Origin of the sequence: Pectobacterium sp. IFB5596, from assembly GCF_021432585.1 — a bacterium.
Taxonomy (GTDB): Bacteria; Pseudomonadota; Gammaproteobacteria; order Enterobacterales; family Enterobacteriaceae; genus Pectobacterium; species Pectobacterium punjabense.
The window spans coordinates 101,425-115,955 of the sequence record NZ_LXFY01000023.1 but is presented as its reverse complement, the minus strand read 5'-3'; the positions used below and the strand labels follow the sequence as shown (position 1 = coordinate 115,955).

The window sequence follows — 14,531 nt, the reverse complement described above, 5'->3', positions numbered from 1 at the left end:
CTCTTATTTCTTCATAATAATTAAAATTCTGCAGCGCTTATTTCCCTGGTGTGGAACGCTAGTCAATCAACTATTCCTAGTTTTCCTTTCCAGTTTATTGCCATCATCATCAAAATACCGACTAGGCCAGATTTCGGCGGGCTCCACGCCGAGTGCATTGGCAATCAGTTGTTCGCCTTTCGGCCAGGATCGTGTGAGTGCGTTTGCGAGAGTAGAGGAACTTAGCCCTGCTTGTCGCGACAAAGCAGCCAGTGTGGTCTGCTTTTTGCGAAGGCCTGCGATGATATCGGCGTTGTGCCAGTCCTGCTTGTTCATTGTCATATGAAGTAACCCTGAGTCTTACTGCTGGTGGCGATTCAGACAGGGTTTGCAGTACCGGGCAAGTTACCTAAACCGGCGAGGACATTGTCCTCCCCTGCCTGAACCGCCATAACAGGGGCGTACTCAGGCACACCAGCGTGCGAACGCTGATGGGTAACTCGCTAAGGGGCTGCAAATCCCCGCCAATGGATTTTGCCAAAGGCATAATTAAGATAAGTGAAATTTGCAGCTTTCTCAAATTAAAAAGTTGTTGTGTTGGGGCCTGGCGGCGTGAGCTGTTATGGCAGCATGTCGGGAGAGTAGTAAGTAAAACAGGTGGTGAAGACGCGTTTTTGTGCTGGCAGATGATTTTGCCAGCAAGTGGTTGTTTTTAGAAAGAAACGGGTGTTCGTGCTTTTTTGAACCTTCGGGTGACTTTGTTGCCCGTCTCATCGTAATACCGGCTCGGCCAGATCTCTGCTGGGTCCATGTCCAGCGCTTCTGCAATCAATTTTTCGCCTTTCGGCCAGGGGCGATAAAACGTATTGGCGAGAGTGGAATCACTGAGTCCGGCCTGTCGTGAGAGTGCGGCCAGGCTCATACGTTTCTTGTGAAGTGCGGCGACGATATCCGCCCGGTGCCAGTCCTGTTGCTGCTGCGCCATAACCATAAATAGCTCCATGTTGTGGGTGGCGGTTCAGACAGGGTTTGCACTACCGGACATGTGACCTAAACCGGCGAGGATAAATCCTCCCCTGCCTGAACCGCCATAACAGGGGCGTACTCAGGCACACCAGCGCCTAAACGCTGATGGGACACATGTATAGGGGGTGCAAATCCCCGCCGATGGATTTTGCCAAAGGCCTAAACAAGATAAGTGAAAAATGCGCCGCACTCAAAAACTTTTAAGCACATCATGTTATTGGTTCTAATTACTGGTCGATCGAGAGGCTAATGTTTACACACTATTATTTGAAAGATTGATAGCCATACCCTCTCAAGGAGATGGTGGTCTCAAAAATTAATCAAAATTATCAGAATAACTGCGAAGCTCAGGCCATTTATTGCGCAGCTCACAGAACAATCCGACTGTCTGGGTCAGTTTTACAAAGAATCATCATTGTTTCGGGATGGCCTGAGCAACTTCTTGCTCAAATTTGGCTTAGGGGAAATTTGATTTAAGAAAATAAACAATAAAAACAGCAAGATAAAAATTGGCATGGTTATTGATATGAGTAACGACGAAGCGTTACCTATATCAACAACAAGGAAAGGAGCAAGACTATGCCAACTCCATGCTATATCAGCATCGAAGGAAAAACGCAGGGCAACATCACCGCTGGAGCCTTCACTTCTGATTCTGTCGGCAACATCTATGTGGAAGGCCACGAAGATGAAATGCTGGTACAGGAATTCAAACACGTCGTCACCGTGCCGACCGATCCGCAGTCTGGCCAACCGTCTGGTCAGCGTGTCCACAAGCCGTTCAAGTTCACCGTCGCGCTGAACAAAGCGGTGCCACTGATGTACAACGCCCTGGCCTCCGGTGAAATGCTGCCGACCGTCACGTTGAAGTGGTATCGCACCTCGGTGGAAGGCAAGCAGGAGCACTTCTTCTCTACCGTGCTGACTGACGCCACCATCGTGGATATCGACTGCAAAATGCCACACTGCCAGGACCCGTCCAAGCTCGATTACACCCAACTGATCGAAGTCTCTCTGGCCTACCGCAAAGTCGACTGGGAGCACACTGTGGCCGGAACCTCGGGTTCTGACGACTGGCGCACGCCTGTCGAAGCTTGATGCTGCTCAAACCCGGCCCTGTGCCGGGTTTCCTGCACTGAGTCATGGCTCATGCCATGCCTGAGTGTGGATGACAGCATCAGGAGGACGTGTGGCAAACAGTACAGGATTACAGTTCACGGTAAAGGTCGGTGCATTGCCCGAGAGCACCTTTGCGGTGGTGGATTTTCAGCTCAGCGAGGCACTGAATCAGCCGTTTTCCCTGTCGCTGAATCTGGCCAGCCCGCTGCCGGGTATCGACTTTGGTGCCGTGCTGGATCAGCCGTGTGAACTGCTGGTGTGGTACGAAGGTGAACTCAAGCGCCGTGTCAGCGGCATTATCAGCGCTTTTGCACAGGGCGACACCGGTTTTCGCCGTACTCGCTATCAGGCAGAAGTGCGACCGGCGCTGTGGCGGTTGGGGCTGCGCACCAATGCACGGATCTTTCAGGCACAAAAGCCAGAAGCGATTATTGGCATGTTGCTGGAAGAATCCGGCATCACCGATTACGCCTTTGCGCTGCGTCACGATCACGCGCCCCGTGAATACTGTGTGCAGTACCGGGAAAGTGATTTGGCCTTTGTCGCCCGTTTGGCGGCTGAGGAAGGCCTGTACTTTTTCCATGAGTTTGAAGCCGGTAAGCACCGGGTCGTCTTTGCCGATGATGCCGGGGCGCTTGGCAAAGGCCCTGAGCTGTTCTTCAACCTCGCCACGCAGGGGCTGAGTGAAGGCGAATATGTCAGACGTTTCCGCTATGCCGAAGCGGTCAGCACAGCAGAAGTCGCGCTCAAGGATTACAGCTTCAAAACGCCCGCCTACGGCTTGCTGCACAGCAAGATGAGCGGTGAGTTGGCGAACCAGCGTGAAAGCTATCAACACTTCGACTATCCCGGACGCTTCAAGCAAGATCCGAGTGGCAAGGCCTTTACCGGCTATCGGCTGGATGCATTGCGCGCCGGTGCCATGACGGGATCGGGTGAATCCAATGCCGCGATGCTGATGCCGGGGAGCAGTTTTACCCTCACCGAACACCCCAATCCAACGCTCAATGCGGCCTGGCAACTGGTGGCGATCACCCACAGTGGGCAGCAACCGCAGGCGCTGGAAGAAGAAAGCGGCGGCGAGCCGACGACCTACAGCAACAGCTTCGAGGTGATCAGTGCCAAAAGCACCTGGCGTGCCGATCTGCCATACAAACCGATGGTGGATGGCCCGCAGATTGCCACCGTGGTCGGCCCCGCAGGCGAGGAAATCTACTGCGACGAATACGGGCGCATCAAACTGCAATTCCCGTGGGATCGCTACGGAGCCAGCGACGACCAGAGCTCCTGCTGGGTGCGCGTCAGTCAGGGCTGGGCAGGCGGTCAGTACGGCCTGATAGCCATCCCACGCATCGGCCATGAGGTCATTGTCAGCTTCCTCGAAGGCGACCCCGACCAGCCGATTGTGACAGGCCGCACGTTCCATGCCACCAATCCTTCACCGTATCCACTGCCGGCGAACAAGACACGCACCTCGCTGCGTACGTCAACGCACAAGGGCGCGGGCTTCAATGAACTGCGCTTTGAAGACCAGGCCGGGCAGGAAGAAGTGTTTATCCACGCTCAGAAAGACATGAACACCGTGGTGCTGAATAACCGCAGTACTACCGTGACGGCTGACCATACCGAAAACGTCGGTGGCAATCAGGCAGTGTCGGTCATCAAAGACCAGTCCACTGAAATCCAGGGGCAGCAAACCATTGCCATCTCCGGTAGCCGCAGCACCGTTGTGGGCGACGCCACTGCAACGGAAGACGTTCATGACAGCCTGCAGGTGAAAAACAACATCCTTATCCAATCGAAGCAAGGCGGCATCCTGATCGCCACCGATGGCGGCTTCATTGCGATCAGCAAGGAAGGGGCCATCAATATCAAGGGCACTACCGTCACCGTCAATGGTGACCGCATCGATCTGAACTGAATAACAAAAACAACAAGGACGCGTGAAACATGTATCAGATGAATGAAGGCACACTGGCTATTCCAGCGCAGTGGCGTGATGAGTCCCTGCACGTTTTTGTACTGCCGAATGAAACAGCGAATCTGGTAGTCAACCGCACGCTGACAGAACCTGGTCAGACACCGGAAACGGTTTATGAGAAAACGCTGGAGCAGTTTTCCGCCCACCTCAATGGCTATAAAGAAACACTGACCTGGACGCTGACGCTGGCTGGGGAACCTGCACGAGCGCTGGAGTACACCTGGCAGTCACCGGAAGGCCCGATGCATCAGGTCGTCGTGATGCAGGTGCGTGGCAACCTGCTGCTGACGTTCACCATCACCGCAGCCGATGTGCTCAGTGATGAGAACAAAGCCAGCCTGTTGGCGGTGGTTGAGACCTTCAAAGCATCTAAGCCACCTGCCACACCGGAGGATAAGGCAGGTAGCCATGCGTGAGGAAATTCTTTCCCGCATCGCGCGAGTAGGAGCAATGCATGCGGGTAACCGCCCCACACTGTCACCCACGTTACCTGAACCGGGGCATGGTAAGCCGCCGACCTCACCAGGCAAGGCTATCAAGCACAGTAGCCTGGCGGGGGCATTGCTTGGCGCTCTGGCAGGTGCTGTGGTTGCAGCGGCCGCGTTTGCCGCTGCATCTGCTGTCGTTGCCGGTCTGGTGTTGTTAACCGGGGTAACAGGTGGAGCGGGGCTGGCGCTGGTTGTGGGTGCAGCCAAATTGGCGCTCGGATTCGGGGCCGTATTCGCTTTGGGTGATTTAATCTCCGATGTCAGTAGAAAGACCTCGGCGATGGTGGACAGCATCATGCCGGCATCAGGGGCGGTCAAGGATGGTTCGAAGAAAGTCTTTGCTGAGGGTAATCCGGTCTCCCGCGCGAAAATCGATGCGGTGCTCTGCGATAAACACAATGGCCCACAACTGATTGCTCAGGGCAGCGCCACGGTATTCGTTGAGGGCTACCACGCCGCGAGGGTGGGGGACAAAACCGTATGTGGGGCCACGATCAAGGAAGGGGCATCAACGGTGTTCTTTGGTTCAGGCCAGGAATCGCCACTCAAGGTCGAGGATGAATTCAGTGGCTGGGAGAAAGCGCTGATACTCGCGGTGGAATTCCTGATGCCCCCCAGTCGCGGTCTGTTCCGGGGATTGGGCAAGCTGTTTACCAAAGGGCCGATGGCGGTGCTGCGGGGCATGAAAGCGGGCGCAGCACATGCCCTGGAAGGGCTCCGTAGCGCTGTGGAGTGCGCCAAGAACGGCTTCAAGAACAGCAAAGGACTGGCGCGTGTCACCGAATCTATTCGCGGCTTCCTAAAAGACCCCGTCTATATCGCCAGTGGCGAGGTCATTGAAAAACGCCTCGATCTGGAGCTGGGCCAGACCGTTCCACTGCTGTTCGAGCGCACCTACCGCTCTGGTAGCCCACACTCCGGCTTGCTGGGTCATGGCTGGCACGATAGCTGGAGTGAGGTGGCCACCGTTGGTCGCACCGACCAGGGGGACGTCCATGTGACGCTTACCCTGGCGCAGGGCTACGACATCGACTTCACCTTCGGGATTGGCACAACGGTGGTGTACTGCGCCGAATACCCCGAATTCAAACTGGTCAAACGCCATAATGGCTTTCACCTGTGGCACCGCGACAGCCAGACCTGGCGTGCCTTTACCGTCAAGCAGGGCGACCAACTGCTGCTGTCGTCCATTACCGATAATCACCGTAACCGAATCAACTTTCTTCGCGATCCCAAAGGCTACCTGCGCAAGATCAGACACAGCGATGGCATCGAACTGTTGCTGGTATGGCAAGGGGAGTTTCTGCGTCAGATACAGCGTATCGACACCGGGCAAAAAACGCTGTTGGCGGAATACCGGCAGGATGGACAAGGCCGCTTGGTCGAGGCCGATGCTTCACATGCCTACCACCTGTTCTATGACTACGACAATCACAACCGCCTGACCCGCTGGCATGACAACGACAAGACCTGGGCGCGTTATGAGTATGACCACCAGGGCCGCTGCATTTACACCACCTGTGCCGACGGCTACCTGACTGCTAATTTTGAGTACCTGGCCGACCGCGTGGTGATGACTGACGGGCTGGGGCAGCGCCATGAATACGGCTTCAATGACCTGTACCTGATGGCCTGGGAGACATCCCCGCTTGGCCATGTCACCCATTATGAATACGACGACGTAGGTAACCTGCTGCGGGAAATCTCTCCGGCAGGGCGGGTTGTGGAATTTGCCTATCTGGACAACAGCGGGCTGGTCAGCACCTTTACCGACGGCAGCGGCCACCAGTGGCACTACGACTATGACCATTACGAGCGGCTGACTGGCATCACCGACCCTTTGGGTCGCAGTTGGGCCTGGCAGTACGACAGCAAGGGCAATCCGCTGAGCCTGACCGGGCCGGACGCCAGCGAAGTCCGGTTTGCGTGGAACCGCTACGGCCTGCTGACCGAGGTGAGCGACGAACAGGGGCGGACGCAGGCCAGCCTGTTTTATGACCATAGACAGCGCCTGATGAGTGCCACGGATGCGGAATCCCGCACCCAGCAACTGCGCTATGACCAGCAAGACCGACTCACAAGCTGGACACGGCCGGATGGGGCAACGTATCGCCTTGGTTACCGTCGCGCCAGTTGGAAACTGCCGGAGCAACTGATACGCCCGGACAACAAGCAAGAGCAACGCCAGTACGACAAACATAACAACCTGCTGCACTACACCGACGGTAACGGCTCGGTATGGACACAAAGCTATGGCGCGTTCGACCTGCTGACCTCACGTACCGACGCCGAAGGTCGTACCTGGCAGTACGACTATGACAAAGAAAGCCAGCAACTGATTGGCGTTATCGCACCCGATGGCAACCGCTGGCAGTGGTGGCTGGACGCCGATGCGCGGGTTATCCGTGAGCGGGACATGGCGGGGACGGAAACCCGCTACAGCTATGACGAAGACGGCCACTGCATCAGCATCCGCAATGGCGAAGGAGAAACTCGCCACTTTCTGTATGACGGGCGTGGACTGCTGATTCAGGAAACTGCGCCGGACGACACCCTGCACTACCGCTACGATGCGGCAGGCAGGCTGATTGAAGTGACATCTACCACCAGTCATATCCAGCTTGAATATGACGAGCGTGACCGGGTGGTGCAGGAGCGGAACAGCGGAACGGAAATCCGACGCCAATACCAGGGAGAGTCGCACACCGTGTCCCGCAGCCTGCATTGGGAAGGTGAGGAGGACAGCGCGGCACTGACCAGCACTTTCTGCTACCGCGCGACAGGTGAACTGCGTCAGGTGCAGTTGCCGGATGGCGCGGAGCTGACGCTGGTTCACGATGGTGTGGGTCGAGAGTCTTCCCGCCAGAGCCATGCTGGCTTTATGCAGCACCGTGAATACGACGCCATGGGTTGGCTGACGCGGGAAATGAGCGGCCAGGCGGTGGACGGCCGCCTGCAGCCTGTGCAGACCCGTGAATACCTCTACGACGGCGCAGGCAACCTGACCGGCACCCGACGCAACCGCGAAGCTGCGGGCTATCAACTTGATGCCAGCGGGCGGGTGTTGTCGGTGCTGAGCGGTGGTGCGGGGCGCGCCGTCAACACCGAAGAGCAATATCGCTACACCCGTAGTGGGCTGCCACAGGACGTGACAAGGTTGACCGAATGGCAAGCCGGACGCTTGACCCAACATGACAACACTCACTACCAGTACGACAAGGCCGGAAGGCTGATACGTAAACAGGTAGTGCAGCCTGGCTATCGGCCGCAGGTGTGGCATTACCGCTGGGACAGCCGCAATCAGCTCAGGGTAGTGGATACGCCCAGCGGTGAACGCTGGTTCTATCGCTACGATCCGTTCGGACGGCGTATCGGCAAACGCTGTGACCAAACCCATGAAGATATCCGCTACCTGTGGGACGGCAACCAGATCGCCGAGGTGCGTCATCACCGTGGCAATCAGCTAATCAGCCGCCGTCACTGGGTACATAACGGCTGGGAACTGCTGGTGCAGCAGCGCCAAACTGTGGCGGGGAACTGGGAAACGGATTTTGTGACTAGCGGCCATAATGGTGAACCGCAGGCGGTCTTTAATCCGCAAGGCGAACTTCGCTGGCAGGCTCCGCGCACCAATTTATGGGGCCAGCGCTATACAGATAATACTGAAAGTCTTGATCCGGGGCTGGCATTTGCGGGGCAGTACCGTGACGCTGAAAGTAGCTTATGCTATAACAGGTTCCGCTATTATGATCCGAGTGGTGGCTGTTATATCTCGCCTGACCCTGTGAGTATTCTAGGGGGCGAGAGTAACTATGGCTATGTGCAGAATCCGCTGGATTGGGTTGATCCATTTGGGCTGGCTTCATGTGAACACCTAAATAAAATGGCGAAGGAGGTTCATGATCTTGCTGGGGGGCTGAAAACTCCCGATCCTAGAGCTATTAGGAATTCAACAGTTTCAATTGTTGAAGCTACTATCGATGGGAAAAAGGTTTTATATGCTGCTGGTAGTGGTGGTCGTCTTAATCCAAGACAAGTCGAAGCATTAGAACGATTAGGTGTTGCTAGGGAAAATATTTTCAAAGGCGCTCGAGTGACAAATGATTTTGCAAAGCTGGAGAATCACGCAGAAAGGATAATTTTAAGAAATCTTCCTGATGGTGCAGTTGTTAATAGGTGGGGGATATCGTGGGGTGGTTTGCAAAGAGGGATACCTTGCGATCATTGTGCCCCATTTGTACGGGATGCTGGTGGTTTCTTTTAATTGGTGGTTGATGTTATGAATATTTCTAAGCATATCGAAAATTTGGAGAGGGATATAAAGCTCATCAAACTTTTGAGTAAGGTTAGGTTTGGTGTTTGGTGCATTTGGCCTATTTTAAATGATAGGGGTGTGATTTGTTTTTTGAATAAAGTAAAGAGTCCTAATTATTGCGAGAGCCTTAAGGCTATCCTTGTTGATTTATATCTCGGTAATAGGTGTGAGGATAAAGGAGAGCTTCGTTCCTTTGTGGAGGGCGTTGAGGCATTTGATTGGGATCATGATGGGGTGGCTGAGAGTGAGGAGTGTGCTTCACAAGGGGCAATGGATTTATTAGGGGGGATTTCGTCTTTAATTAATGGTTGCATAGAAGGGCGTGATGATTACTTTGCAAATTGCGCAGAGGTCGCAATAAATAGGCTTTACTACTTGGTCGACTTTGAAATTCTGCCTGAATACCTCCTTGATAAAGAGGCTGATAACCAAGTTGTAGCCATGAATAGTCTTTTGAATGATGGAGAGGATGCGCTGTCATTAGATGATAGAGATGTGTGGGGAGGGTATGGTCTATAGGACCCATTCTCTGGGGCGGCGACCAGATAGCTAAAACGGTCAGCTGCAACCGGTGCAGACCCGCGAATACCTCTATGACGGTGCAGGCAACCTGATCGGCACCCGACGCAATCGCGAGGCGGCAGGTTACAAGCTCGATGCCAGCGGGCGGGTGCTGTTGGTGTTGAGTGGCGGTGCAGGGCGTGGCGTCAACACCGAAGAAGAATGCCGTTATACCCGCAGCGGCCTGCCGCAGGATGCGACCCGGCTGACCGACTGGCAGGCCGGACAACTGACCCAGCAGGACAACACCTACTACCAGTACGACAAGGCCGGGCTGCTGAGACGCAAGCAGTTGGTACAGCCGGGCTACCTGCCGCAGGTGTGACATTACCGGTGGGACAGCCGTAACCAGCTCAGGGTGGTGGACACGCCGACCGGAGAGCGCTGGTTTTACCGCTATGACCTGTTCGGGCGACGTATCGGCAAACGCTGCGACCAGAGCCGTGAAGATATCCGCTACCTGTGGGACGGTGACCAGATAGCCGAGGTACGCCATCACCGCGATGGTGAACTTACCTCACTCTGTCGCCGGGCTGATTTTCCATTATCAGATAAACTAACTGAAATTAATATGTGAGGAACCAGAAATGCCGATACCGATTTTGGATGGTTGGATCACTATCATATCTTTGTTTTTATCTTTATTGGCTGTTAGCATATCGCTTGTGTCATTTGTATTCACTCGAAGAAGTTGGTTTCAGTCAAATCGACCCATCGTGTCGGCGGCAGTCGAGACTCATGCTGGTGGTAATGAATTAATTGCCTACAATTTGGTGCTAAGTAACACAGGAAATCGACCTGCTACGAATGTTCGTATTCGTGTGAAAGAAAGTGATATTGATGCGTGTTTGTCCGAATGGGTTAAAGAGCATAAAACTACGAATTCTATATATTCTGACGTGATGAGGTGTTTCTCGGATGACGGCGAGATTCCATTGCTGTTGAACGGAAAAAGTATGGTTAATTCATTTGGTTATACTTGCGCTGATGAACAAAAATTTTGGCTCTATGGAGTCAGTCTGACTGTAGAAATCAAATATTGTGATTTGGATGGACGAAAGTATAAGTCAAACCAAACAATTAGAATTAAAGACTCGGAAGGTTTTGCTGGCGGAATTTGGCAGTCATCAGCTAATTAATATTAAAAACTTGATCAAGCTCACGCCATGTTTGCTGCTCTCCGCAGTGAGCATTATTTTTTATGTCATCTGTAATCTGTCTGAAATACTGATTATGCTGTTTTAAATAAATTTATCCCACTGTTCCAGCTTGTCTCTGAGGTATGGATTGTCGATGGTTTTTATGTTCGTAAGGTCGTTAATTATTAAGTGTCAAAATAATAATGATGGTGTTGGTTGTTTTTCAATTTTTGGTGAGTAGATTTTATTGATGGAAAGTGTTCCTGTGTTTCATGGGCGGCGATGCTTGGCGGTTTGCAAGTAAAATAAAATCAATTCGCTCGGGTGGATAAATTATTTTATAAACGTAAAGGAATAAAAAATACGGCAAGGAGATGGCGGTGTCTGAATGCAAAGAATTGCCGAAAGAGGAACAGAGGAGAAAAAGCGGTAAAGAGTCGGGGCAGATATCCCGGCTTGATCTGGCATTGACGCTGACTGCCCAGAATACTGAGGCTGAGGTGTGTGACTGGCTTTTGTCTATGGTGGCATCTTACTGGCGACCCCAGGGAGCAATACTTGGGTTGGTTGATAGCAGCGGCAGGCAACTCTTGTGCCAAGGCCAGGCGACAGGCGAGTCCGTTGTGATGACGCTTGATGTGGATGATTTCAGCCACCCATTGGCCTATGCCCTGCATGAGAACAAGGCACATGTCTGGCCATCGTTGAATGGTGGTGCGGGTATTGAGCATCTGGCCTTTCAGCAGATGCTGTCGGAGCTGGGATCAGCGTGTGGGCTGTATGCCATACCGGTGTTATCGGATAGCGGCACTGTGCTGGGAATACTGGCGCTGCTGGATACACCTGAGCGGTTACAACACTGGGACGATAGTGGAGAAGGCAAAAAGCTGGTTCAGATATTCTGCAACCAGATGGTACTTTTGCGCCAGCGGTCGGGAGGACAGCATCAGCGGTCAATGCTCAGCGCTTCTGTTAAACGCGCTCGGGACGAGGCGTGTCAGCAGGCTCTGATAAAACGCATACAGGATGCGTTGATCGGTCAGTCGTCATATATGAGGGCGCTGCAACAGAAGATCGGACAAGCGGCTAGGCATTCTTTATCAGTATTGATTCTGGGTGAAACGGGTACAGGCAAGGATGTGGTAGCCAGCCTGCTGCACCAATGTTCCGTCAGGGGCGATAGGCCTTTTGTGGCGATTAACTGTGCCGCGATCCCTGAGAATCTGATCGAAAGCGAGTTGTTCGGCTACCAGAAAGGGGCGTTTTCTGATGCCCTGAGCGACAAGGTTGGTCTGGTGGCGCAGGCTCATGGTGGCACGCTGTTTCTGGATGAAGTTGGGGATATGCCGCTTGCCATGCAGGCCAAGTTATTGCGGGTGTTGGAGACCCGGTGTTTTCGTCCTCTTGGCGCAGCGCAGGAAGTGCATTCGGATTTCCGACTGATTGCCGCCACACATCATTCGTTGAAAAAGCGCATAGCAGATGGTGCATTCCGCCAGGATCTGTACCACCGACTGTGCCAGTGCGTATTGCATGTAGCGCCACTGCGCGAACGTGCAGAGGATATCCCGCTGTTGTGCCGCTACTTTATCGCGCAGTGCTGTGAGCGGGAGCAGAAAGCAGCAGCGACGCTAGAGCCGTCATTCTTGCGTCAACTAATGCAGTACGCCTTTCCTGGCAACGTGCGGGAATTGCGCAGCCTGCTGGAGGTTGCTTGCGTTCACACCTTATCCGGTCAGTCGGTCACCATACAGGCATTGCCACCCGAGGCGCAGAAACGGCTGGCAAGTGAACGGATGCAGGGGGAGGATTTTCAGCACATAGCTGATTTGCGCCTCGCCGTACGTATACGGGAGGCTGCCATCCTGCAAGCGAGGCTACGGCAGTTCGGTGGCGACCGTCAGGCGGCCGCAGACAGTCTGAATATACCCAAGCGTACGTTTAATCGTAAATGTCTCAGACAGGGGATCAGATATTGACGGTATTGTGCCAATGCGTTTTGAGAACGGGCATATGTGTAGTGTTGCACCGGATTGCATGATTAAGCTGGCTTGTTCTCCAGAAGCGTTAAGTATGGGTTATTGGGCGGTTGCTCCGCGAAGACGCTCGACGGCTCTGTGAGTAAGTAACCGTGCAACCGCCGAGTTTTTCTTGGCCCTGTCACCTGGCATGTCCAGATGTTCAATCCGTTGGACTGCTTGCGATGCACTTGGTGCTTCTCGAAGCGCTTTTGAACCCACTGCCAATCCTGTAATCCCTCCTGTTTTGCCATGGTGGCAATTGTTGGGTGCTCCTGCGCATAGCGTTGAAAAATCCCCGGACTGACAAGATAGACCGTGTCGTTCACAGTATGCACCATTGCTTTGGCATCGTTGATGATGAGCTTGCGTGATTGAACACCTTCCCTCAGCCAGACCATGAAGTGTTCGCTCGAAAGCGGTTTGGCAGGCTCGGGTTGTGATGATGTATCCGAGGCCTGTGGCGACATGGGCTCATCCGTGTCATCAGGTGGCGAGGATGCGGTGTGTGCAGCGCTTGACGCACTGGAAGACGGTGCAGTGTTGGGCGCTTCGGCTGGCATCAGCATTGCGAGCATGTCTTCCATGACATCGTGTGGCGCAGCGGGGGATGGTGCTGTTGCAAGAACGGGTATGGGGTGAGCAGGAGAGGTCGATACGGCGGGTTCAGGTGCGGGAGGCATCGCGTCGCTGCTATCGGGGGAACTGGTGTCGATCGCTACCGTTCCTGTGAAAGGATCTGGACGCTCGGACGCTTCCCAGATCAATGCCGGAGAGAGCTTCAACAGCGTGAAACTGTGTGACCAGCCGGATGCACTGCTGATGGTGGCTTTCCAGATGGCCTTGCCATCCTGGGTTGGCTGCAGCACGCCATGCTCCTGCAACACGTTGAACACAGCCGTGTTATTGGATGGAATGCCTTCGATCCCCTGTGCCAGTAGATGGGCGCGTAGTTTGTCAGAGACGGTCTTGCTGACCAGCCAAAGCGTATCCTCGGTCAGCCATCCATCCGAAGCCTGGGGCTGGTTGATTTTCAGTTCTTCTTTGAGCAGGTAACGCAATCCGTCGAGTAGCTTGCGCTGTAGCGCCTGCTTGGGGGCTGCCAGGATTACGCGGTTGGGATTTCCGCCCAGTTCCTGAGCAACCGAAGCGCGATCGGCCTGGATGACGAGTTCGCCCAGCATGCCGGCGTGTTCGTATTGGCCTGCAAGCACATACAGCAGCGAAGTCCAGAGGGCAGGGTAGCTGCTGAGCCAGTCGAGGATGTGGTTATCGAGTATTTGCCGGTAGAGCAAGCCTGTGGCGGCTCCGTGCAGGCGGTATTCACGGTCATCCCGGTAGCGAAAGCGGTAGGGCTGTTTCAGCGGCCCATGCCAGGGGTGCCAGAGGCCGCCATCCTCGTGCTCGATGTGCAGATCAACGGCAATCTTGCCGATATCGTGGAGCAGGGCAGCATAAGCGATGGCCGCAGTCCAGGCTTCTGATTGAGCGGCTTGATCTTCCGGAGGTGCGCCTGCTGGCAGCAGGTGGGACTGTCGTAGTTTCAATGCAAAGGCGACGATTTCAAGTCCGTGATCGAGCATGCCGCCATGGTAAGCATGATGATGCGTTTCAGAGGCGGGAAACAACTGTACCAGCTCTGCGTAGCGCTCCAGAGGCCTGCGGTAAAGTGTGGTGAATTGCTTGCGAGAGAGTGAGGTGCGTTGCCAGATATGTTCCAGTAGCTTTTGCCGACGAGGCGTGTTCAGCAAGGACGCAGCGGGTTCTGGCTGGATCAGTCCTTTTTCTGGCATGACAGGATCTGGCTGTGGTGGCGTGGGCTTTTTTCGCTGGAACAGAGTAAACATTGTGATGCCTCAGGTGCGGGGTAAACGGGCCTTTTCCTTTTCTGGGTAGGGCCTTTCC

The 14,531-nt window shown here is 54.2% G+C and carries 10 protein-coding genes and 1 pseudogene; 8 read left to right on the top strand and 3 right to left on the bottom strand.

Annotated features, from left to right (window positions below; genetic code table 11):
• Positions 1-66: 66 nt before the first annotated feature.
• Entirely contained in the window at positions 67-315 is a 249-nt protein-coding gene (locus A6301_RS14215) for a helix-turn-helix transcriptional regulator (RefSeq protein ID WP_025919280.1), read from the bottom strand.
• A gap of 376 nt (positions 316-691) precedes the next feature.
• Complete coding sequence (locus A6301_RS14210; RefSeq protein ID WP_234258240.1) at positions 692-964, bottom strand: helix-turn-helix transcriptional regulator; 273 nt, start codon at positions 962-964, stop codon at positions 692-694.
• 620 nt (positions 965-1,584) lie between these two features.
• On the opposite strand from A6301_RS14210, the gene A6301_RS14205 reads away from it, so the two are divergent.
• The 8 genes and pseudogenes from A6301_RS14205 (at position 1,585) to A6301_RS14170 (ending at position 12,587) form a co-directional block, all read left to right on the top strand.
• Complete coding sequence (locus A6301_RS14205) at positions 1,585-2,103, top strand: Hcp family type VI secretion system effector (RefSeq protein ID WP_129707094.1); 519 nt, start codon at positions 1,585-1,587, stop codon at positions 2,101-2,103.
• A gap of 91 nt (positions 2,104-2,194) precedes the next feature.
• The gene (gene tssI / locus A6301_RS14200; RefSeq protein WP_234258080.1) at positions 2,195-4,045 is read left to right on the top strand and encodes a type VI secretion system tip protein VgrG; all 1,851 of its coding nucleotides are present in this window, start codon (positions 2,195-2,197) and stop codon (positions 4,043-4,045) included.
• 29 nt (positions 4,046-4,074) lie between these two features.
• Positions 4,075-4,521, top strand: coding sequence for a DUF1795 domain-containing protein (locus A6301_RS14195; protein ID WP_234258079.1), 447 nt, complete (start codon positions 4,075-4,077; stop codon positions 4,519-4,521).
• Positions 4,514-8,857: an RHS repeat-associated core domain-containing protein gene (locus A6301_RS14190; protein ID WP_234258078.1), complete on the top strand. Its 4,344-nt coding sequence runs from the start codon at positions 4,514-4,516 to the stop codon at positions 8,855-8,857. The genes A6301_RS14195 and A6301_RS14190 overlap by 8 nt, the downstream gene beginning before the upstream one ends.
• 15 nt (positions 8,858-8,872) lie before the next feature.
• Positions 8,873-9,427 carry a hypothetical protein gene (locus tag A6301_RS14185; protein WP_234258077.1) on the top strand — a complete coding sequence of 185 codons (555 nt, stop codon included), beginning with the start codon at positions 8,873-8,875 and terminating at the stop codon, positions 9,425-9,427.
• A 34-nt stretch (positions 9,428-9,461) separates the two neighbouring features.
• A pseudogene (locus tag A6301_RS14180) lies at positions 9,462-9,989 on the top strand (type IV secretion protein Rhs); the annotation flags it as partial.
• 67 nt (positions 9,990-10,056) lie between these two features.
• Entirely contained in the window at positions 10,057-10,608 is a 552-nt protein-coding gene (locus tag A6301_RS14175) for a hypothetical protein (RefSeq protein WP_234258076.1), read from the top strand.
• A 380-nt stretch (positions 10,609-10,988) separates the two neighbouring features.
• Positions 10,989-12,587: a sigma-54 interaction domain-containing protein gene (locus A6301_RS14170; RefSeq protein ID WP_370642229.1), complete on the top strand. Its 1,599-nt coding sequence runs from the start codon at positions 10,989-10,991 to the stop codon at positions 12,585-12,587.
• Positions 12,588-12,649: 62 nt separating this feature from the next.
• Here the strand turns inward: A6301_RS14170 and mobH are convergent, their stop codons facing one another.
• Positions 12,650-14,473 (bottom strand): MobH family relaxase, encoded by a 1,824-nt coding sequence (gene mobH, locus A6301_RS14165; RefSeq protein WP_234258075.1) that lies wholly within the window; start codon positions 14,471-14,473, stop codon positions 12,650-12,652.
• Between the last annotated feature and the right edge of the window lie 58 nt (positions 14,474-14,531).